Origin of the sequence: Streptomyces sp. NPDC048523 (assembly GCF_043199815.1) — a bacterium.
In the GTDB taxonomy this organism is placed as follows: domain Bacteria; phylum Actinomycetota; class Actinomycetes; order Streptomycetales; family Streptomycetaceae; genus Streptomyces.
The window spans coordinates 712,882-733,303 of the sequence record NZ_JBICWQ010000004.1 but is presented as its reverse complement, the minus strand read 5'-3'; the positions used below and the strand labels follow the sequence as shown (position 1 = coordinate 733,303).

Below are 20,422 nucleotides of genomic sequence, written 5' to 3'. Positions count from 1 at the left end.
TTCAGCCGCATTTTTCCGCGACATATCCATTGTTTGCTCGGGCCCCGTGCCGCCCGCAAGCGGACGCGGACGGACCTCCCGGCAGGCGAGCCGTCTCCGTGCTGCTTAGCGTGGCAGGGTGAACCCGCGAACCCCCTCCGACCAGGCGGTCGCCGCTCGCCACGGCTGGGTGCAGGCCTTGGCCACGGTTCTGGTCGCGCTGATCGCCATGGGGGTGGTGGCAGCGCTGGGTCTGTGGGCGGCGGGGGCTTCTGACCTTCCGGAGGGCGCGTTCCCCCGGGTCGTCGCGGCGAGCGTCGTCACGGCCGTCGGCGGCACGGTCGAGCTGTCCGGAAGCGCGGGAGGGCTCGCCGACAGCACGGCCGGGCTCACCGTGATCCCACTTTCCGTCACCCTGGCCGGTGCGCTGGCGCTCGGTGCGGGTTTCCTGCGGCCACTGCGGCACCGGGCCGTCGCCGGCAGCCGGGAACTCGCCGGTTGGGCGGGCCGGATCGCCGTCCTGTGGCTCCTCGCGCTCCTCGCCCTGGCGTATGCGGCCCGCCAGACGTTCAAGCTCTCCCTGGGCGACGACACGCTGGGTGACCTGGGCGATGTCTTCGGCGTCTCCCCCGAGGTCGGCTTCACGACGGACGTACCGCAGACCCTGGTGTTCGGTCTGCTGTGGATGGCCGGCGTCCTGGTGCTGGCCCTGCTGGTCTCGCGCCGGGCTCCCCTGCCGGGGCGACTGCTGCGCCTCCAGGAGTCGGTGCGACCCGCGGCGCACGCCATGGTCGTGCTCCTCCTCGCCCACGTCGTCCTCGGCATCCTGGTCGCGCTGGTCGTCGCCGTGACCCGCGGCCATGCGCCCGAGACGCTCGCGGTGGTTCTGCTGGGCATGCCGAACCTGGTCTGGCTCGCCCTGACCATCGGCCTCGGTGCCACCTGGAACGGCCGGGTCGAGGGCCCCTTCGGCCTGCCCATGCCGCACGTACTGGACGAGGTCCTGCGCTCCAAGGACACCGCCACGCTCAATCTGCGCACCCTCGCCGAGCACGACGGCCGCGTGTGGTGGCTGGTGGTCGTCGAAGCGGTCCTGCTGCTCTCGGTCGCGTTCCTGATGGCGGCCCGCTCCCCCGCCCGCGTCCGCGCCTGGCAGCACGCGGTGCACCTGGCGGTCGCCCTCGCCCTGACGGTCCTCATGATCTGCCTCATGGGCCGGATCTCCGCCCACTACGGCCTGTCGGTCCTCGGCATCGGCGACCTCGGCGGCGGTCTGAGCGGTCAGCTGTTCCTCACCCCCGAGCTGTGGCCGGCGGTGGGCCTCGGCGCGCTGTGGGGCCTGGTCACCGGTTTCCTCGGCGCGCTGCCGGCCCGGTCGGTGCGACGGGCCTGACTACCGCCCGGACCACCGGCTCCGCCCAGTGCGGCGGCGGCTTCGGGCGGGTGTCCTCCGGCTCTACGGCCCTCGGGGCCACCTCCGTCGGTGGGTGACCCCCCGTCGCCGTCGAGCGGAGGGCCGCGACGAAGTCGAGGCAGGAGTCGTGGCGGTCGTCGGGGGACTTGGCGAGGGCCTTGGCGAACACCGCGTCGAGGGGGGCGGGCAGCCCGGGACGGGACTCGGAGAGCGGGGGCGGGGCGTCGTACTGGTGGGCCCACAGCAGGGCCATGTCGTCGTCACGGCGGAAGGGCGGATGGCCGGTGAGGGTCTCGTAGACCACGCACGCGAAACCGTAGACGTCGCAGCGGCCGTCGACCGGGCGGCCGGAGATCTGCTCGGGGGCCACGTAGTCGAGGGTGCCGACGAACTGGCCGACCGTCGTGAACCCGGTCAGCGACAGGGACTTCTTCGTGAGCCCGAAGTCGGTGAGATAGACGTGTTCGGGATGGTCGCTGTCGGTGCCCCGGGAGACCAGGATGTTGCCGGGTTTCACGTCCCGGTGGACCAGTCCGTGCTCGTGGGCCGCGTCGAGCGCGGAGGCCACCTGGGCGGCGATCCGCAGCGCGGTCGGGAGCGGCAACGGCCCTTGCCGGTCCAGGAGATGGCGCAGATCGCTGCCGGCGACGTACCGCATGGCGATGTAGAGCACGCCGTCCGTCTCGCCCGCCTCGAAGACGGGGACGATGTGCGGGTGGTCGATCGCGGCGGCCACCCGGGACTCGTGGCTGAAGCGCTTGCGGAAGGTGTCGTTGCGGGCGAGCTCCGGGGCCAGCAGTTTCAGCGCCACCGTGCGGTCCAGGCGCAGGTCCCGGGCCCGGTAGACGACGGCCATGCCGCCCCGGCCGATCTCCTGCTCGATGCGGTAGCTCGCGACCTGCCGTCCGACCAGTTCGGAGGGGCTGCCGGAGAAGAGGCTGGTCTCATGGGCCATCGCGCGTCACGACCTGGGTCGGGGCGTGTCCGCCGGCCTGTGGCCCGTCATCGGTGGCGTAGGTGTTCAGCCGGGTCCCGTCCGCGTACACCCAGCGTCCGTGCTGGGCGTCGTAGAGCCACATGTGTTCGCCGTCGACGACGACTCCGATCCGCAGTCCCCTGGTGCGGCCGCGGAAGGCCTCCCCGTCGAGGGCGCCGCGGGCCAGCTCCTCGACGGCCGCCCGGTAGCGGGCGAGGGTCTCGTCGGCGCGGGCCAGCAGGGGGCGTGGGTCGGCGGCGCGGGTGAGGGGGCTTTCGGGGGCGGGCGGGTCCCGGGGCACGGCCACCAGGTGGCGGCCGTCGACCCAGGCCGACCAGCCGTTGGCGCACAGGACGTACGCCCAGTCGCCGCGCCGCTCCACGAGCTGGACGGGCAGGAGCGGGTCGAGGGGCACGGTGGGGCGGGCGGGGTCGGGGGCCTCCCAGGCGGGCATGCCGTACCCGGGGACGACATGGGTGGGCCGGAAGCCGGGGGTCGTCATCGGCGGCCTACTTCCGCATGACCACGGGTTCGTGCCGGCGCAGCAGCCGGGAGACGACGTATCCGAAGAGCCCGGAGAGCACGAGGAGCATGGCGATGTTGAGGAGCCATACGCCCGCCGAGTGCTTGAAGAGGGGGTCGCCGGTGAGGTCGCCCGGCACGATCCGGGCGAGGCCGATGGTGCCGGCCATCGCGCCGAGCGCCCAGCGCGAAGGCACCAGCCAGGACAGCTGTTCCAGTCCTGGCACGCCGTCGAGCGGCAGCAGGGCCCCGCAGAAGACGACCTGGACGATGGCGAGCAGCACGAGCAGTGGCATGGTCACCTCCTCCTTGCGCACCAGCGCGGACACGAGCAGACCGAGCATCATCGCCGTGAACGCCAGCAGGGCGACCGCGATGGTGATCTCGGCAAGGGGTGGCATCACCACGCCTTCGCCACCGGGCGCGTTGAGGTCGACACCGAGGAGGGCGACCAGGGTCAGGACCACCGCCTGCACGACGGTGATCGCGCCCAGCACGACGACCTTGGACATCAGGTACGCCGATCTGGACAGGCCGACGGCTCGTTCGCGCTGGTAGATGACCCGCTCCTTCACCAGTTCGCGCACGGCGTTCGCGGCGCCGGTGAGGACGCCGCCGACGCACAGGATGAGCAGGGCGTTCATCGCGGTGTCGCGGGTGAGTTGGCTGCCCGCGAGGGCCCGGGCCATGGCGCCCATGACGAAGGGCAGCGCGATCATGATGGCGAGGAAGGTGCGGTCGGCGCCGAGGGCGGCGGTGTAACGGCGGATCAGGGTGCCGAGCTGGGCGCTGCGGCTGCGGGGCCGCGGCGGGGGCGCGATGATGACCGGCTCGGAGCGGGGCATCCGGGGCTGTGCGGTGGCCTCGGCGACGTACTGGTGCTGGAAGGCCGAGGAGTGGAAGTCGCCCGCCCAGTCGCGGTCCTCGTCGCGTTCGAAGGCTTCGAAGGCCTCGGGCCACTGGGTGAAGCCGAAGTAGGCGAGGGCGTCCTCGGGCGGACCGTAGTAGGCGATCCTGCCGCCGGGCGCGAGGACGAGGAGACGGTCGCAGACGTCGAGGCTCAGGACGCTGTGGGTGACGACGATGACGGTGCGGCCGTCGTCGGCGAGACCGCGCAGCATGTGCATCACCGAGCGGTCCATGCCGGGGTCCAGGCCCGAGGTCGGCTCGTCGAGGAAGAGCAGGGACGGCTTGGTCAGCAGCTCCAGGGCCACGCTGACCCGCTTGCGCTGTCCGCCGGAGAGGCTGTGCACGGGCTGGCGGGCGCGCTGTTCCAGGCCGAGCTCGCGGATGACCTCGTCGACGCGTTCGCGGCGTTCGGCCTTCGCGGTGTCCTGCGGGAAGCGCAGCTCGGCGGCATAGGTCAGGGCGCTGCGGACGGTGAGCTGGGCGTGCAGGATGTCGTCCTGCGGGACCAGGCCGATGCGCTGGCGCAGTTCGGCGTAGTCGCGGTAGAGGTCGCGGCCGTCGTACAGGACGGTGCCGTGGTCGGCGGGGCGCTGGCCGGTGAGGGCGTTCAGGAGCGTGGACTTCCCGGCGCCGCTCGGGCCGACGACGGCGAGCAGGCACTTCTCGCCCACCGGGAAGGACACGTGGTCGAGCAGGGTCTTGCGGCCGTGGTCGACGGCGACCGTGAGGTCCTGGACGTCGAGGGAGACGTCGCCGGTGTCGACGTACTCCTGGAGAGTGTCGCCGACCAGGGAGAACGCCGAGTGGCCGATGCCGACGATGTCCCCGGGCCCGAGGGGGGCACTCGTGACGGGGCGGCCGTTGAGGTAGGTGCCGTTGTGACTGCCGAGGTCGACGATCTCGTACGTGGCGTCGGGCAGGGCGCGCAGCTCGGCGTGGTGGCGGGAGACGACCAGGTCGTCCACGACGAGGTCGTTGTCGTCGGCGCGGCCGATACGGACCGTGCGGGTGGGCAGCGGGCGTACGGCGGTGGGCTGCCGGAAGGTGCCGGTGAGGCCGGGCATGGAGACGGCCGAGGGGCGCTCGGGGGTGGGCAGGCCCAGCAGGACCGCGCAGGGGCCGTCGGAGGGGCTGCCGAAGCGGATCACGCTGCCGGGGCCGACGTCCCACTCGTGGTGGACGCGGCGGCCGTCGGCATAGGTGCCGTTGGTGCTGTGTTCGTCCTCGAGGGTCCAGTGGTCGGCCTCGGGTCGCAGGACCGCGTGGTGCCACGAGACCCGGGCATCGTCGATGACGATGTCACTCATCGGGTCGCGACCGACGTGGTAGTCATGGCCCGGGCTCATCACCGTGGAGCCGGTGTCGGTCTCCAGGACGAGCTCGGGCGCCGTCGGTGCGACCGGCCGCTCCGCCATGCCAGAATTCTACCGATTCGCCCCTTTGGGCGCCTGGTGGCGCGAACCGAGCGGCTCAGGCTCAGGCCACGGGGGTGAAGAGCATGGAGGCCATGCGGTGCATTCTCGCGGCGTCCACGGACTCGGCGAGCAGTTCGTACTCCGTGGTGTCGTCGCTCGCGGCGATCCGGACCAGCCGGCCGGCCGCCAACTCGTCGGCAACCAGCTCCTGTTGGTACAAGTCTGCGCACCAGGCCCGCATCACGGCGGGCACGTCGAGCACGGTGTCGGCGACGGGGGCGAGGGCGCCCGCCGGCAGGTACTCGGCCTCGGGCTGGGGGTCTAATCGGTCGGCGATCCACGAGGCCCGGTCGCGCAGCCACCACAGGGCGAGGGCGAGGGTGGGTGCGCGGTAGGTTCCGAGGGGGACGCCGATGCGCCGCCCGTCGCAGATGCCGTAGCCCGTGACGTGGCACAGGAATTCGTCGTGCACGATCCACTCCCCCGCTTGCTCCGTTCGCCTGTCGGCAGGGCCTCGCTTTCCGTGCGGCTCATGTGCGGTACGCGGTTCTTGCTGCGGTGCGTGACGGGCACTTCGCTCGAAGTGAAGGCCCTGTCAGTCGAGTATGTTCACTACTGAAACACTGTCACCACGTCTTTTTGGCCAGTCTCCTGGCATATTCCCCCCTCCTCCTGGCCGAAATCTGACGGGTACACGTTCAAACGTCATGACCCCGCAAGTAATCGACGGTGCCGCGCGCCGCGGGCAGGGTTGTCCCAACAGGTCCCACCAGCACAGACGACCTCGATGGAGGCTGATTTCCCATGTCCGCGACCATGGAACGCTACGAGACTGCCGTCGCCCGCTACTTCGAAGCCTGGAACGCACGTGAGCCGCAGACGCGCGCGAAGGCCGTCGCGGCCGCCTGGACGGTGGGCGGCGGTTACACCGACCCCCTCGCCGAAGTGGTCGGCCACGACCGGATCACCGCGGTGATCGCGGCGGCGCACGAGCAGTTCCCGGGGTTCACCTTCCGCATCACCGGCCCCGTCGAGGGGCACCACGACACCGTCCGGTTCTCCTGGGAGCTGGTCAGCACTGCCGACGGCTCGGCACCCGTCGCCGGCTCCGACGTCATCACGCTGGCCGAGGACGGCCGGATCAGGACCGTGTACGGGTTTTTGGACCGGGTTCCCGCGGGAGGGTGAGGGCCCCGGCGCAACGCCGGGGCCCGGTCCCTCTCACCCCTTGATGATCGCGTCGATCCTCGCCAGTTCGTCCGTGTCGAAGTCCAGGTTGGCGATCGTGCCCACGCTGTCCTCGATCTGCTTCGGGCTGCTCGCGCCGACGAGGGCCGAGGTGACGCGGCCGCCGCGCAGGACCCACGCCAGGGCCAGCTGGGCGAGGGTCTGGCCGCGGCCCTTGGCGATGTCGTTGAGTTCGCGCAGCTGCTGGACCAGGTCCTCGGTAAGCGCGTCGGAGTTCAGGAAGGGGCTGTCGCTCGCGGCCCGGGAGTCCTCGGGGATGCCGTCGAGGTAGCGGCCGGTGAGCAGTCCCTGCTCCAGCGGGGAGAAGACGATCGAGCCGACCTGGAGCTCGTCCAGCGCGTCCAGCAGGCCGCCGTCCTCGGGGCGGCGGTCCAGCATCGAGTAGCGCGGCTGGTGGATGAGGAGCGGGGTGCCCAGCTCGCCGAGGATGCGCGCGGCCTCGCGGGTCTGCTCGGCCGAGTAGTTCGAGATGCCGACGTAGAGCGCCTTGCCCTGCTGGACCGCGGTGTGCAGGGCGCCCATCGTCTCCTCCAGCGGAGTCTCCGGGTCGGGGCGGTGCGAGTAGAAGATGTCGACGTAGTCCAGGCCCATCCGGGTCAGGCTCTGGTCCAGCGACGACAGCAGGTACTTGCGGGAGCCCCACTCGCCGTACGGGCCGGGCCACATCAGATAGCCGGCCTTGGTCGAGACGATCAGTTCGTCACGGTAGGACGCGAGGTCGGCCTTGAGGGCCTCACCGAACGCGGACTCGGCGGCGCCGGGCGGCGGGCCGTAGTTGTTGGCGAGGTCGAAGTGGGTGACGCCGAGGTCGAAGGCGCGGCGCAGGATGGCCCGCTGGGTCTCCACGGTGCGGTCCGCCGGGCCGAAGTTGTGCCACAGGCCGAGCGAGATCGCGGGAAGCTTCAGACCGCTGCGTCCGGTGCGCCGGTAGGGCATGTCCGCGTAGCGGTCGGGGTGTGCGGTGTACAACGCGACTCCAGAGGGGTTGGCACGGTGGACCAGGGTCGTGAACCTGGTGTCCACTCTTTCGCGACCTGGGGGCATTGGTCCAACAGAAGAATCCGATGGAATTCAGCGGATAGGCTTCTCAATCATGGAACTGCGCCATCTCCAGCATTTCGTGGCGGTCGCCGAGGACCAGCACTTCACCCGCGCCGCCGAACGCCTCCTGGTGTCCCAGTCGGGGCTGTCCGCCTCCATCCGGGCGCTGGAGCGGGAGCTGCAGACCCCGCTGTTCGTGCGGACCACCCGCCGGGTCACGCTCACCCCGGCCGGGCGCGCCCTGCTCGGCGAGGCCGAGCGGATCCTCGCACAGGTGCGCTCCGCCCACGAGGCGGTGGCCGCGGTGCAGGGGGTGCTGCGCGGGATGCTCGCACTCGGGTCCGAGCAGTGCATCGCCGGGCTGCACGTGGCGGGGCTGCTCGCCGCGTTCCGGCGGCAGCATCCCGATGTCGAGATCTGTCTGCGCCAGGCGGGGTCGGCCGCGCTCGCGGAGGAGGTGGCGGCCGGGCGCCTCGACCTGGCGTTCGCCGTGCGGGCGGCGCAGCAGGACACCGACCAGTTGCGTGTCGTACCGCTGTCGAGCGAGCCCATGACCGTGCTGTGCCATCCCAGCCACCGGCTGGCGGCCGTCGGCGCGGCCGTGACGCCGGAGGATCTGGACGGCGAGGTCTTCGTCGACTTCCATCCGGACTGGGGGCCGCGCCGCACCACCGACGCCGCCTTCACCGCCGCGGGTCTGCGCCGCAACGTCGCCCTGGAGGTCAACGACGTGCACAGCCTCCTCGACCTGGTGGACGAGAACCTCGGCGTGGCCGTCGTGCCGCGGCACTTCCGGCACAAACGGGAGTCGCTGACCGCGCTCCCGGTCAAGGGCACCGGCGAGACCGTGTACGAGACGGTCGCGTTGCTGCCGCCCGCCCAGGCCACCAGCCCGGCGGCCCGGGCCCTGATGGCCCTGCTGGAAACAGGGGGCTTGGAAAGAGGGGGCTTGAGTACACCCCCGGACGGGGCCCAACCCTCGTGACCTGATCCGTCCCGCGCACCAGACTCGTGACCGTCCCCGAGGACAACCACGGTCAGGAGCAGGGAAGATGACGGACCAGAAGATGACGGACCCCACACGACGGAACGTACTGCGCGGCGCGGCGGCGATCACGGCGGCCGGAGCGCTCGTCGGCACCGGAGCGGGCGCGTCGCCGGCCGCCGCCGCGCCCCGGACAGCGCACCGCTTCCCCTTCCTGGAGGGCGCGTTCGAACCCGTCACGGAGGAACTGACGGCCTTCGACCTGCCGGTCACCGGCCGCATCCCGCGCGAGCTGAACGGCCGCTATCTGCGCAACGGCCCCAACGCGCTGGGAATCGAGGACCCGCGCGCCCACCACTGGATGCTCGGCGAGGGCATGGTGCACGGTGTCCGGCTGCGCGAGGGCCGTGCCGAGTGGTACCGCAACCGCTGGGTGCGCTCCTCCCAGGTGGCGAAGAAGCTCGGCGAGCCCTACCCGGGCCCGGTGCCGCCGGACGACTTCCCGTGCAACACCCATGTGATCCCCCACCGCGGGCGGATCCTCGCGCTCCAGGAGAGCGGACCGCTGCCGTACGAGCTCGACGAGGAACTGAACACCGTCGGCACGTACGACTTCCGGGGCACCCTGGAGGGCGCGCTGACCGCGCACACCAAGTTCGACGCGCACGCCGGTGAGCTGCACGCGATCGCCTACTACCCGACCTGGGACCATGTGCGGCACCTGGTCGTCGACCCGGCCGGCCGCGTCTCGCGCAGTACGAGGATCCCGGTGGCGGACGCGCCGATGATCCATGACTTCGCGCTCACCGAGAACCACGTGGTGATCCTCGACATGCCGGTCACCTTCGACCCGGCGGGCGCCGAGCGCGGTGACATCGTCCCGTACGTCTGGAACGACCGGCATCCGGCACGGGTCGGCGTGCTGCCCCGCAAGGGAGGTGCGGTCCGCTGGTTCGACGTCGACCCGGTGTACTACTCGCACACCCTCAACGCCTACGAGGAGGGATCGAACCTGATCATCGACACGACCAATTTCGACGCACACTTCCTCGTGGCCGGCAACGGCTCGGGCGGGCCCTATACGCCCGGCACTCCCCGCCTTGACCGGTGGACGGTCGACCTGCGTCAGGGGCGGGTACGGACCCGGACCCTCGACGACCGACCCCAGGAATTCCCGCGGGTCAACGAGGCGTTGGTGTCCCGCCGGCACCGCTACGGCTACTCGGCCGCCTCCGCGGAGATGGCGGTGGCCTATCAGGCGGTCGACGGCAACCCGCCGCCCGACCGCGCGTTCAGCAACGCGCTCATCAAGCACGACCTGCTGAGGGGCACCTCCCAGGTGCACCGGCTGCCGCGGGGAGCGGCGGCGAGCGAGGCCGTGTTCGTGCCGTCCGACCCCTGCGACGGGAGGGCCGCCGAGGACGACGGCTACGCCGTCGCGTATGTGCACAATCCCGATCGCGGGGCCTCGGACCTGGTGATTCTCGCGGCCCAGGACTTCACGGGTGAGCCGGTGGCCCGGATCCAGCTGCCGGGGCGGGTGCCGCTGGGCTTCCACGGGAGCTGGATTCCCGACGCGTGACACCGAGCGGAATTCCGCCGCGTGACACCGGAGCGAATTCCGACGTGTGACGCGGCGTGATGCGCGATGGTGGATGTCATGCATGCAAAGGACATCCTCATCGACGGCTACAGCCGCATCCAGGAAGAAGTCCACGGCGTCGTCGAGGGCCTGGGCCCCGACGACCTCAACCACCGTCCCGGCCCCGACGCCAACTCCGTCGCCTGGCTGGTCTGGCACCTCACCCGCGTCCAGGACGACCACGTGGCCGGCGCCCTCGGCCTCGACCAGGTGTGGCTGACCCAGGACTGGGAGAAGCGCTTCGGCCTCGACCTGAAGCCGCGTGACATCGGCTACGGCCACACCTCGGCGCAGGTCGCCAAGGTGCGGGTCGACTCCGCGGACCTGCTGACGGGTTACTACGACGCCGTGCACGCCCAGAGTCTCGAAGCCCTGCGCGGGCTGACGGACGAGGACCTGGACCGGGTCGTCGACGAGAACTGGGATCCGCCGGTCACCCTGGGAGTGCGGCTGGTCAGCGTCCTGTCCGACGATCTCCAGCACGTCGGACAGGCCGCCTATCTGCGGGGGCTGCTTCAGAGCGCGTAGCCCGGCAGGACGACGTCCTCGATGAGGGCCTTGCGCTCGTCGAACGGGATGAAGGCGCTCTTGAGGGCGTTCACCGTGACCGTGCGCAGGTCCTCGACCGTCCAGCCCGCGTGCTCGACCAGCAGGGACATCTCGCGGGTCATGGTCGTCCCCGACACCAGCCGGTTGTCGGTGTTGAGAGTGACCCGGAAGCCCAGGTCCTTCAGAACCGTGATCGGGTGCTCGGCGATCGAGGTGGCCGCGCCGGTCTGGAGGTTGGAGGTCGGGCACATCTCCAGGGCGATCCGGCGGTCCCGGACCCAGCCCGCCAGCCGGCCGAGCTTGCCGGCCGCGAGGTCGGGGATGTCCTCGGTGATCCGCACGCCGTGACCGAGACGCTGGGCGCCGCACACCTGCACGGCCTGGTGGATGCTGGGCAGGCCGTGGGCCTCACCGGCGTGGATGGTGAACGGCACGTTCTCGCGGCGCAGGTGTTCGAAGGCCGCCAGGTGGTCGGCGGCCGGGAAGCCGTCCTCGGCGCCCGCGATGTCGAAGCCGACGACACCGGCGTCCCGGAAGGCCACGGCCAGGTCGGCGGCCTCGCGCACCCGGTCGAACATCCGCATGCCGCACAGCAGGGTGCCGACCCGCACCGGGGTGCCCGCGGCGGCGGCCTTCGCCATACCGGCGGCCAGGCCCTCCTGGACGGTCTCGACGACCTCGGCCATGGCCAGCCCGCCGCGGGTGTTCAGCTCGGGGGCGTAGCGCACCTCGCCGTACACGACTCCGTCGGCGGCGAGGTCGAGGACGTACTCCTCGGCCGTGCGCAGCAGGCCCTCGCGGGTCTGCATGACGGCGAGGGTGTGCTCGAAGGTGGCTATGTAGCGCACCAGGTCACCGGAGTTGGCGGCCTCGAAGTACCAGGCGGCGAGTTCGTCCGGGTCAGTGGTGGGCAGGGTGTGGCCGACCTCCGCCGCGAGCTCCACCACGGTGGCGGGGCGCAGGCCGCCGTCGAGGTGGTCGTGCAGGACGGCCTTGGGGAGGCGGCGGATCAGGTCGGTGTCTACGCGCGTAGCGGTCATGGCGGGGTCTTTCCTCGAACAGGGTGGTGGAGGTCAGTCGGCGGGCTGGAGCAGGTCCCAGCGGTTTCCGTACAGGTCCTGGAAGACGGCGACCGAGCCGTAGGGCTCGTGCCGGGGCTCCTCCAGGAAGGTCACGCCCGCGGCCAGCATGCGGGCGTGGTCGCGGGTGAAGTCGTCAGTGTGCAGGAAGAATCCGACGCGCCCGCCGGTCTGGTCCCCCACGCGCGCCTGCTGCGCCTCGCCCTTGGCGTGGGCGAGCAGCAGGTCGGTACCGCTTTCGCTTTCGTCCGGGCGTACGACGACCCAGCGGGAGCCGTCGGGGCGGGGGGTGTCCTCGACGAGCCGGAAACCGAGGGCTTCGGTGTAGAAGCGGATCGCCTCGTCGTAGTCGTCGACGACGAGGGTGACCAGGGCGACGCGTCTCATCGGAACCTCTCGGGAGGGGTGGTTGACGGGAGAGGTTATACGTAAAACCAGAGGGATGCCACTCCGGTCCGCCGGGGTTGATGTGAGCGGGCCGTGCGGCGCGTGACAGGCTGGTGATCACCGCCGGGGCCACGGCTCCGGCGCCCCCACCGGACAGCTGCACAGGAGTCGAGCACCATGGCCGAACTGCCGAAGTCGACCGGAGCACCCGCCCACCAGAACGTCACGTTCCCGAGCGGCGGCACCACCGCGCACGGCTACCTGGCGCTGCCGCCGTCCGGGAACGGGCCGGGCGTCATCGTGATCCAGGAGTGGTGGGGTCTGACCGACCACGTCGCCGACGTCGCCGACCGGCTGGCGGCGGAGGGGTTCGTCGCGCTCGCTCCCGACCTGTACGGCGGCAATGTCGCCCACGACAGCGAGGAGGCCCTGCGGATGATGCAGGCGCTGCCGGTCTCGCGGGGCGTGGAGCTGCTGTCCGGTGCGGTGGGCCACCTGCTGTCGCTGGACGAGGTCACCTCGGACACCGTCGGCGCGGTCGGCTTCTGCATGGGCGGCGGATTCGTCCTGTACCTGGCGGCGGCCGACCCCCGGGTGAGCGCCGCGGTGCCGTTCTACGGGGTGATCCAGGGCGAGCTGCCCGACTTCTCGGGCCTGAAGGCGCAGATCCTGGGCCACTACGGGGAGCTCGACCAGACCATCCCGGCGGAAAGCCTGGAGGCCCTGCGCGAGGCCGTCCACGAGCAGTCCGGGATCACCCCGGACCTGCGCCTCTACCCGGCGAACCACGCCTTCTTCAACGACGGCGGCCAAACGTACGACGCCGAGTCCGCCGCCCGCGCCTGGGAGAGCACGGTGCCCTTCCTGCACGAGCGGCTGGGTTAGGGCCTGCGCGCCGGATCACGCCGGCCGTGGGCGGGGTCCGGCACGCCCGGCCGCGCGGTGGCGGGGCCGGGCCACGCGGCGGGGTCTGGCTGCGCCTCGGTTCACGCTGAGGGTTAGCGAGGTCGGCACGCCCGGCCGCGCGGTGGCGGGGCCGGGCCGCGTGGCTGGATTGGGGCTGAGGCCTGCGCCTCCGATCGCGCCGGCCGTGAGTGGGGTCGGGTACATCTTGCCGAGTGGTGGCGGGGCCGTGGTGCGCGGCCGAGTTGGGGCCTGCCTCTTGGCTCAGGCCGACCGCTGGCGGGGCCCGGCACATCCGGCCGAGCGCTGGTGGGGCTGTGCCGCACGGCTCGGTTAAGGCGTGCCCCCCCGATCGAGCCAGCCATGAGCGGGGTACGGCAGATCCGGCCGGACGGTGTCGGCCGTGCCGTCGGCCGCTGCGCGCTGGGCGCCGCCGACGGCTGAGGCTGCGCCCCCTTAGGGCACGCGCCCTTCCCGGCGTCGGGCAGGCGACCGTACGGGGTCGGGCCGCCCGAGCGGGGCCCTGCCGTCGCCCCCGCGCCGCAAGCGACGTCAGCCAGCGGGGCGGCGGCCCCTTGGAGGCGCGACATTCCGGGGGCCGGGCAGGCGGCCGTACGGCGTCGGGCCGCCCGAGCGGGGCCCTGCCGTCGCCCCCGCGCGGCAGGCAACGCCGGCCAGCGGGGCGGCGCCCGTTGGGGGACGCGACACTCCAGGCAGCCGGGCAGGCGGCCGTACGGCGTCGGGCCACCCGAGCGGGGCCCTGCCGTCGCCCCCGCGCGGCAGGCAACGCCGGCCAGCGGGGCGGCGCCCGTTGGGAGACGCGACACTCCAGGCAGCCGGGCAGGCGGCCGTACGGGGCCGGGTCACCCGGGGCCGCCGCAGTGTCAGGGTCCGCTGCCGCACCGCGCGAACGTTCCGGCGCCTCCGACCCGCGGACGGTGACGACTACGAGGCCGGCACCCGGCGGCGCGTAGGCATGCCCCGGCCGCCCCCGCGGTTTCGGCGCCTCGGTCCGCGGGCGTAGGGCCCCGGACCGAGGCGCCGGGGCGGAGCGGCCGGTAGCGTCCCGGCCATGACGATCACCGAGAGCCGCAGCCCCGAACAGCGCAAGCGTGACGTACTGGCCCGTCTGGAGTGGGAGACGGACATCTGGGTGGCCTCGGCGGACGCCGACGGGCTGCCGTGTCTGGTCGCGCTGTGGTTCGCCTGGGACGGCGAGTCCGTCTGGCTGTCCACCCGGATCACCAATCCCACGGGCCGCAACCTGCGCGACGGCGGCCGCACCAGGCTGGCGTTCGGGGACACCCAGGATGTCGTGCTCATCGACGGGGAGGTACGGACGTATGGCGGGACGGACGTGCCGGCCGCGGCGATCGAGCTGTTCCAGGGAAAGACGGGCTGGGATCCGCGCGAGGACAGCGCCTCCTACGCCTTCTTCCAGGTGCGCCCGCACACGGTGCAGGCCCTCAACGGCGTGCACGAGATGCGGGGCCGGCACGTCATGGAGGACGGCGTGTGGGTCGTGTGACCGCTCAACCGGCCTTGTGGTGCAGTGAGTCGAGCGTGTCCCGTTCCTCGTCGGTGAGCCGGAGGGCACCCGCCGCGATGTTCTCGGTGAGGTGGTCGGGGTTGCCGGTGCCGGGGATGGCGAGGACGTGCGGGCCCTGGGCGAGGGTCCAGGCGAGCCGGACCTGGGCGGGGGTCGCGCCGTGCGCCCGCGCGACGGCCAGGACCTCCGCGTCGTGGCCGGAGGCGGCGCCGTGGGAGCCGCCCTTCCCCGCGATCGCGAAGAACGGCACGAAGGCGATGCCCTGTTCGCCGCAGATCCGCAGGATGTCGTCGGTGCGGGGGTTCTGGGAGTCGAGCCCGAACCGGTTCTGCACGCACACCACCGGCGCGATCGCCTGTGCCTCGGCGAGATGCCGGGGCTCGACGTCGGAGATGCCCAGGTGCCGGATCAGGCCCGCCTCGCGCAGTTCGGCGAGGGCCCCGAAGTGCTCGGCGATCGAGTCCTGACGCATTCGGCGGAGGTACACCAGGTCGAGGTGGTCGCGGCCGAGTTGACGGAGGTTCTCCTCGACGTGGCCGCGCAGGTCTTCCGGTCGGGCCGAGGTGCCCCACTCGCCGGTGTAGTCCCGGAAGGGCCCGACCTTCGCGGCGATGACGAGGTCGTCGGGGTACGGGGACAGCGCGCTGTTGATGATCTCGTTGGCGGAGCGCAGCGAGGAGAAGTAGAAGGCCGCCGTGTCGATGTGGTTGACGCCGAGCTCCCTCGCCTTGTGCAGCACGGCGATGGACCGCTTCCGGTCGCTGGGGGTGCCGAGATGGAAGGCCGCGCTGCCGGTCAGCCGCATCGCGCCGAAGCCGATGCGGTTGACGGTGAGATCGCCGAGTGTCCAGGTGCCTGCCGCGTCCGCGGTGATCGTTTCGGTGGTCATCGGCGGATGATGACACACCTCCGGCTGGTCCCCCGTCGGCATTTCCCGAACTCCTACCTCCGCTGGGCGGCCAGCCGGATGGGCGCGTTGGCCGCCCCGAAGCCGGTGTAGCCGCCGGAGCGCTGCACGAACTCGAAGAAGACACGGCCGACCGTCTCGGTGTAGCAGTGCCGGAACTCGCCGCCCCGCTCGTCACGGTCGTAGAGGATGCCGAGCTCGCGATACGTCTCCAACTCCCCCTCGGCGAACTCGAACCGGGCCTCCAGGTCGTCGTAGTAGTTCGCCGGGATGTGCAGCAGTCCCGCTCCGGCCGCCCGGAAGCGACGGACCGCGGCGACGATGTCGTCGACGGCGAACGCCACGTGCCGGGCCCGTGTCCCACCGTCCTCCTGCGGCGCGGGCGCGAGGTTGAGGACCAGCCGGGGCCCGTCGGAGGAGGCGGACAGGGCACGGCTGCGGAACAGGCCGTAGGGGTCGGCGAGTTCGACGGTGTCGTGCGGACTGAGGCCCAGCACCGTGCGGTGGAAGAGCACCGACTCGTCGAACTGGTGCCAGGGCTGGGTGAGCGCGAGATGGTCGATGGCCGTGACGACACCGTCGAGCTCGGCGGGCCCGCTGCCGGCCGCGTATGCGAAGTCGTCGGTCCAGCTGGGGAGTTCGGGGCGTCCGGTCGCGCAGAACAGGACTTCGGTGCCGTCCGGGGCCGCGATCGACTTCAGGGGAACGTCCTGTGCGCCGCGGCGCTTGGGCAGGGCGGGCGCGAGCAGGGCTTCCGCCCGCCGCGCCGAGGCCGCCGGATCGGCAGTCTCCAGGCCTACGGCGGCCAGGGTGGTGTCGCTACGGCGGCCCGCGGTGCCCGTGTTGACCAGGACGCGGGCACCGCCCTGCTCCCAGAGGTCGACCGGCTTGCCGTGATGGCGGGCGGTGCGGGTGAAGCCGAGAGCGGTGAGGAGTTCACCGACGGGCTCGGGGTCGCTGGTGGCGAGTTCGGCGAAGGCAACACCGGAGGGGACCACGGGGGCCGGGAGCGGGGAGACTCCGGCGTTCTCCTCCAGGGCGAGCAGGGAGCGCAGTCCGTCGAGCGCCGTGCGGCCCGCGTCCGCCTGGCGGAAAACGTCGTTGAAGACCTCCAGGGACAGGGGGCCCTCGTACCCGGCACTCAGGACGTGCCGCAGGAGTCCGGCGACGTCGAATCCGCCCTGGCCGGGGAAGCAGCGGTAGTGGCGGCTCCACTGGAGGACGTCCATGGCCATCAGCGGGGCGTCGGCGAGCTGGAGGAAGAAGATCTTCTCGCCGGGGATGTCCTCGATGCCCTTCGGGTCCGAGCCCCGGGACAGGATGTGGAAGCTGTCCAGGCAGGTGCCGAGCGCCGGATGGTCCGCGGTCTCGACGATCCGCCAGGCGTGGTCGTACGTGCTGACGTGCCGCCCCCACGCCAGGGCCTCGTAGGCGACCCGGATGCCGGACTCCTGGGCCAGGTCGGCGAGGCGGCTCAGCTGCTCCGCGGCGAGGGCGTCGTCGTCCACGGCCTGCGGGGCGACGCTGGAGCAGACGAGGACGGTGTCGGCGCCGAGCCTGCGCATCAACCCGAACTTGTGCCGGGCACGCCTGAGGTTGCGGGCGAAGCTCTCCTCCGGGACGGCCTCGATGTCGCGCATCGGCTGGTAGAGGTCGATGCGCAGGCCCAGGTCGGCCGTGCGGGCGGCGATCTCCTCGGGGGCGAGGGGGCTCGCGAGGAGGTCGTTCTCGAAGATCTCGACGCCGTCGAAGCCGGCCCGTGAGGCGGCCGTCAGTTTCTCGGTGAGGGTGCCGCTGAGGCAGACGGTGGCGATGGACTTGCGCATGCTCACTCCCGAGGTGTCACACATACTCGCTCCCGGCCGGACCACGTTCCCGTCGGACTCCACAGGACCACCAGATGGTTCAATCGATCCACTGTGCGGTCAGACTAGGTGCCCCGGGCTCCTGGAACAAGGGCGTGGCGGACGGAGAGGGCAGCCACCAGCGACTTCTTGGGCGTCGCGGTTTCCTTGGTCCGCACAGCGGACTACGGTCGGAAGCGACACCGGACGAGGGCCGAACACACGGGGAACCACCGGGAGGCAGCGGGTGAGCGACGGACAGCGGCGGGCAGAGGGCGACGCCGACCAGCACGCGGGCGGGGTGCGCAGTGTGCGGCGGGCCTTCGACATCCTCACCCTGCTCACCGAGGACCGGCCGGTGATCACCCTGCGGGAGATCACGGAATCGACTGGGCTCGCCAAGACGACCGCGCTGCGTCTGGTGCAGACCCTGGAGGAGACGGGTCTGCTGGGCTCGCACCCGTCGGGGTACACCGCGGGGCCCGCGCTGTGGCGCTGGGCCCATCTCGCGCGCAGCCAGTGGGAGGTGCCGCAGGAGACCCGGAAGGTCATGCGCGATCTGGCGGACCGGCTGGGCGAGACCGTCAATCTGTTCGTCGCCCGGGGCGTCCACCGCATCTGCGTCGCGCACGAGGAGAGTCCGCACCCGCTGCGCCATGTCGTCGACGTCGGCGACGAGCAGCCGCTGTGGGCGGGCGCCTCCTCGAAGATCCTGCTGCGGGGCGCCTCCGAGGCGTTCCTGCGCCGGGTCGCCGTCGCCTCACCGCAGGGCGAGGCACAGGTCGAGCGGCTGCGGGCGTGGGTCGCGGAGGCCGCCGAGCGCGGCTACGCCGTCAGCAGCAGCGAGTGGGACGAGGGGCTCACCGCCGTGGCGGTCCCCGTCACCGGCCGCGCCGGCGAGGTCGTGGCGTCCCTCTCCCTCAGCGGCCCCAGCCACCGCTTCCCCTACGAGGCCGTCGAGCGCTTCGCCACGGAGCTCGCCGAGGGCGCCCGCCTCATCTCGGGCCAGGGCTTCAGCCACCCGCTGAGCAGCAGCGTCTGACGCACGGCGGCCCAGGGTCCCACCGCGCTGACGGGCGGGCGAGGGTCGCGGTCGCGCCCTCGCCACGGTCCCCTCCTCACCCGGAGGCCTGGTCGCTGTCCTTCATCTCGCCCCAGCCGTGCCAGCGCTCGACCTCGATCCAGGCGCTCACGCGGCCCCGGACCCGGTTCGGGTAGGGACGGCCGCCGTAGTGCGTGGAGAGGCGGTCGATGTCGGCGAGGTCCTTGTCCTCGTACGTCTCGCTCACGCGGCCGATGAGCGTGAGGTGCGTGTACCAGTTGTCGCCGTCCAGGACGGTGAGGGTGACGCGGGGGTCGCGGCGCAGGTGCTTCAGCCGGACCCGGCCCTCGTCCAGGTTGATCAGGACACGGCCGTCCTCCCAGAGGTACCAGGTGGCGGCCGACACCGGTGTGCCGTCGGAGCGAAGGGTCGCCATCACACAGGGGTTGGGGCGCCGGAGCAGTTCGACGGCCTCGGGCGGCAGCGGGGGCTTGGACACGAAGGGGTCCTCCTCGGGATCCTCGGGTTCAGGCGTTCTCGTCGAAGCTCGCATAGTAGGCGGCGGCCATGTCCTCGTCACCGTGCCCCTGGGCGGCGGCACGTTCGAAGCGCTCGGCGCTCGCGGCGGCCACGTCCAGGCGGACTCCGCCCCGCTCACCGGCCTCGACGATCAGCCGGGCGTCCTTGGCGGCGGTGGAGACCGCGAACTGGGCCGGTGACAACCGGCCGCCCAGGACCATGCCCGCCTTGGCCCGCAGGTAGCCCATGTCGAGCGGGCCGCCGTCGATGGCATCGAAGAAGCCCTGCGGGTCCACGCCGAGGGCCTTCGCAAGGGCGAGGACCTCGCCGGCCGCGTTGGTCACCGCGAGCACCCAGCTGTTGGCGACCAGCTTCAGCCGGGTCGCGCTGCCCTCGGCGCCGTCCTCGCCGGTCCACACCGTGCGGGCGCCGACCGCCTCGAAGACGGGAGTCACCGCCCCGCGGCCGTCGACCGGTCCGGCCGCGAGGACCAGCAGCTGACCGGCCTCGGCGGGCTGCCGGGTGCCGAGGACGGGCGCGTCGAAGAAGACCAGCCGGTGCTCGCGGGCGAAGGCCGCCAGATCGGCGATCGCCTCGACGCCGACGGTGGTCGACTGCACCCAGGCGGCACCCGGACGGAGCCCATCGGCGGCCTGGCGCATGACGTCCAGGGCCGCGGGGCCGTCGTACAGCATGGTCAGGACGACATCGGCGCCGCGCACGGCCTCGGCGGGGCTGCCGGTGATCTCGACACCGTCGGCGGCCAGCGGCTGTGCCTTGCCCGCGCTGCGGTTCCAGGCGCGGACGGTGTGTCCGGCGCGGGCGAGGTTGCGGGCCATCGCGGCACCCATGATGCCGGTGCCCAGGACGCTCACGGTGAGTTTGTCGGTCATGACGTCAACTCCATGCGGGGATACGGATGTCTGTCAGGAACCGAGCTTGCCGGAAGCGGCGCGGATCGGCCCGTCCAGCCACGCCTGGCGGCCGTCGAGCATCGGGTTCGAACGCTCCTGGGCCGACGCGGCGGCGGGCTTGCGGGCTACGTCCCGGCCGCGGCCTCCTGCCAGACGGTCACCCTGTGACAGGGAGGGGTTCCACCGTGACGAATACCTGGGTGGCCACGGCCGGGAGCGGTGTGTTCGGGCCGTAGAGGAAGCCGGCGAGGGCCGGGGTGGCGCGGTGGGCGAAGACGGACGCCGGTACGCCGAGGATGGCCGGGGTGTCGAGGAGGAAGGGGAGCTCGCGGTCCAAGTACTCGGTGCCTGCGGTCAGTTGGTCGGCGGTCGGGGTCCAGTCGGTGGGCATGGTGGTGCGCAGGACGCCGGTGACCATGCGGGTGCAGGTGGCGTGGAACGCGGGCTGCTCCTGGTGGGCCCGGGTGACGCGTTCGCGGGCGGTGCGGTAGGCCGGGGTGCCGTAGAAGTCGGAGAACTCCGCGACATGCAACCGGGCCGGGTCGATCCGCGCGGTGGGCATGGCGCGGGAGTCCGGTTGGCCGTCTGGCGTACGTCG

Annotated in this window: 20 protein-coding genes; 8 read left to right on the top strand and 12 right to left on the bottom strand. The window is 72.0% G+C overall.

Features of this window, described 5'->3' with window-relative positions:
- The first annotated feature begins 118 nt into the window (after positions 1–118).
- Positions 119–1,372 (top strand): streptophobe family protein, encoded by a 1,254-nt coding sequence (locus ACGFWE_RS24145; RefSeq protein WP_393601625.1) that lies wholly within the window; start codon positions 119–121, stop codon positions 1,370–1,372.
- On the opposite strand, the gene ACGFWE_RS24140 is transcribed toward ACGFWE_RS24145, so the two are convergent.
- The 4 genes from ACGFWE_RS24140 to ACGFWE_RS24125 form a co-directional block, all read right to left on the bottom strand.
- Positions 1,323–2,348: a serine/threonine-protein kinase gene (locus ACGFWE_RS24140; RefSeq protein WP_393601623.1), complete on the bottom strand. Its 1,026-nt coding sequence runs from the start codon at positions 2,346–2,348 to the stop codon at positions 1,323–1,325. The genes ACGFWE_RS24145 and ACGFWE_RS24140 overlap by 50 nt on opposite strands.
- Positions 2,338–2,871, bottom strand: a complete 534-nt coding sequence (locus ACGFWE_RS24135) for a hypothetical protein (RefSeq protein WP_352385984.1) — start codon at positions 2,869–2,871, stop codon at positions 2,338–2,340. The genes ACGFWE_RS24140 and ACGFWE_RS24135 overlap by 11 nt, the downstream gene beginning before the upstream one ends.
- 7 nt (positions 2,872–2,878) lie before the next feature.
- Positions 2,879–5,215 (bottom strand): FHA domain-containing protein, encoded by a 2,337-nt coding sequence (locus ACGFWE_RS24130; protein ID WP_352385986.1) that lies wholly within the window; start codon positions 5,213–5,215, stop codon positions 2,879–2,881.
- Between the two features lie 61 nt (positions 5,216–5,276).
- A complete protein-coding gene (locus ACGFWE_RS24125) occupies positions 5,277–5,687 on the bottom strand; it encodes a hypothetical protein (protein ID WP_352385988.1) in 411 nt (136 codons plus the stop codon).
- Between the two features lie 332 nt (positions 5,688–6,019).
- Between ACGFWE_RS24125 and ACGFWE_RS24120 the strand changes: the two genes are divergently transcribed.
- A complete protein-coding gene (locus tag ACGFWE_RS24120; protein WP_393601621.1) occupies positions 6,020–6,403 on the top strand; it encodes a nuclear transport factor 2 family protein in 384 nt (127 codons plus the stop codon).
- A 33-nt stretch (positions 6,404–6,436) separates the two neighbouring features.
- Here the strand turns inward: ACGFWE_RS24120 and mgrA are convergent, their stop codons facing one another.
- Positions 6,437–7,432 (bottom strand): L-glyceraldehyde 3-phosphate reductase, encoded by a 996-nt coding sequence (gene mgrA, locus ACGFWE_RS24115; RefSeq protein ID WP_352385992.1) that lies wholly within the window; start codon positions 7,430–7,432, stop codon positions 6,437–6,439.
- Between the two features lie 124 nt (positions 7,433–7,556).
- Here mgrA and ACGFWE_RS24110 point away from each other — a divergent pair, with 124 nt between their 5' ends.
- The 3 genes from ACGFWE_RS24110 to ACGFWE_RS24100 all read left to right on the top strand — a co-directional run bounded on the left by ACGFWE_RS24110 (position 7,557) and on the right by ACGFWE_RS24100 (position 10,659).
- On the top strand, positions 7,557–8,489 hold the full coding sequence (locus ACGFWE_RS24110; RefSeq protein WP_352385994.1) for a LysR substrate-binding domain-containing protein: 933 nt from the start codon (positions 7,557–7,559) through the stop codon (positions 8,487–8,489).
- A 67-nt stretch (positions 8,490–8,556) separates the two neighbouring features.
- Positions 8,557–10,071 carry a carotenoid oxygenase family protein gene (locus ACGFWE_RS24105; RefSeq protein ID WP_393601619.1) on the top strand — a complete coding sequence of 505 codons (1,515 nt, stop codon included), beginning with the start codon at positions 8,557–8,559 and terminating at the stop codon, positions 10,069–10,071.
- A gap of 78 nt (positions 10,072–10,149) precedes the next feature.
- A complete protein-coding gene (locus tag ACGFWE_RS24100) occupies positions 10,150–10,659 on the top strand; it encodes a DinB family protein (protein ID WP_393601617.1) in 510 nt (169 codons plus the stop codon).
- On the opposite strand, the gene ACGFWE_RS24095 is transcribed toward ACGFWE_RS24100, so the two are convergent.
- Both ACGFWE_RS24095 and ACGFWE_RS24090 read right to left on the bottom strand, forming a co-directional pair.
- Positions 10,647–11,720, bottom strand: a complete 1,074-nt coding sequence (locus tag ACGFWE_RS24095) for an adenosine deaminase (protein ID WP_393601615.1) — start codon at positions 11,718–11,720, stop codon at positions 10,647–10,649. The two genes, ACGFWE_RS24100 and ACGFWE_RS24095, sit on opposite strands and share 13 nt — an antisense overlap.
- A 33-nt stretch (positions 11,721–11,753) precedes the next feature.
- Positions 11,754–12,146 (bottom strand): VOC family protein, encoded by a 393-nt coding sequence (locus ACGFWE_RS24090; protein ID WP_393601613.1) that lies wholly within the window; start codon positions 12,144–12,146, stop codon positions 11,754–11,756.
- Positions 12,147–12,323: 177 nt separating this feature from the next.
- On the opposite strand from ACGFWE_RS24090, the gene ACGFWE_RS24085 reads away from it, so the two are divergent.
- Together ACGFWE_RS24085 and ACGFWE_RS24080 are read left to right on the top strand one after the other, a co-directional pair.
- On the top strand, positions 12,324–13,031 hold the full coding sequence (locus ACGFWE_RS24085; RefSeq protein ID WP_393601611.1) for a dienelactone hydrolase family protein: 708 nt from the start codon (positions 12,324–12,326) through the stop codon (positions 13,029–13,031).
- A gap of 1,090 nt (positions 13,032–14,121) precedes the next feature.
- Entirely contained in the window at positions 14,122–14,577 is a 456-nt protein-coding gene (locus ACGFWE_RS24080; RefSeq protein ID WP_393601609.1) for a pyridoxamine 5'-phosphate oxidase family protein, read from the top strand.
- 4 nt (positions 14,578–14,581) lie between these two features.
- Here ACGFWE_RS24080 and ACGFWE_RS24075 read toward each other — a convergent pair whose 3' ends face one another.
- Positions 14,582–15,487 (bottom strand): aldo/keto reductase, encoded by a 906-nt coding sequence (locus ACGFWE_RS24075; RefSeq protein WP_393601607.1) that lies wholly within the window; start codon positions 15,485–15,487, stop codon positions 14,582–14,584.
- 53 nt (positions 15,488–15,540) lie between these two features.
- Entirely contained in the window at positions 15,541–17,331 is a 1,791-nt protein-coding gene (locus tag ACGFWE_RS24070) for a bifunctional sugar phosphate isomerase/epimerase/4-hydroxyphenylpyruvate dioxygenase family protein (RefSeq protein ID WP_393601605.1), read from the bottom strand.
- Between the two features lie 265 nt (positions 17,332–17,596).
- Between ACGFWE_RS24070 and ACGFWE_RS24065 the strand changes: the two genes are divergently transcribed.
- Positions 17,597–18,391, top strand: coding sequence for an IclR family transcriptional regulator (locus ACGFWE_RS24065; RefSeq protein WP_393601603.1), 795 nt, complete (start codon positions 17,597–17,599; stop codon positions 18,389–18,391).
- 76 nt (positions 18,392–18,467) lie between these two features.
- On the opposite strand, the gene ACGFWE_RS24060 is transcribed toward ACGFWE_RS24065, so the two are convergent.
- From ACGFWE_RS24060 to ACGFWE_RS24050, 3 genes are all read right to left on the bottom strand, one after another.
- Positions 18,468–18,890 (bottom strand): PPOX class F420-dependent oxidoreductase, encoded by a 423-nt coding sequence (locus ACGFWE_RS24060; protein ID WP_393601601.1) that lies wholly within the window; start codon positions 18,888–18,890, stop codon positions 18,468–18,470.
- 28 nt (positions 18,891–18,918) lie between these two features.
- Complete coding sequence (locus ACGFWE_RS24055; protein ID WP_393601599.1) at positions 18,919–19,803, bottom strand: NAD(P)-dependent oxidoreductase; 885 nt, start codon at positions 19,801–19,803, stop codon at positions 18,919–18,921.
- Positions 19,804–19,981: 178 nt separating this feature from the next.
- Positions 19,982–20,386 (bottom strand): tRNA-dependent cyclodipeptide synthase, encoded by a 405-nt coding sequence (locus ACGFWE_RS24050; protein ID WP_393601597.1) that lies wholly within the window; start codon positions 20,384–20,386, stop codon positions 19,982–19,984.
- Positions 20,387–20,422 lie beyond the last annotated feature (36 nt).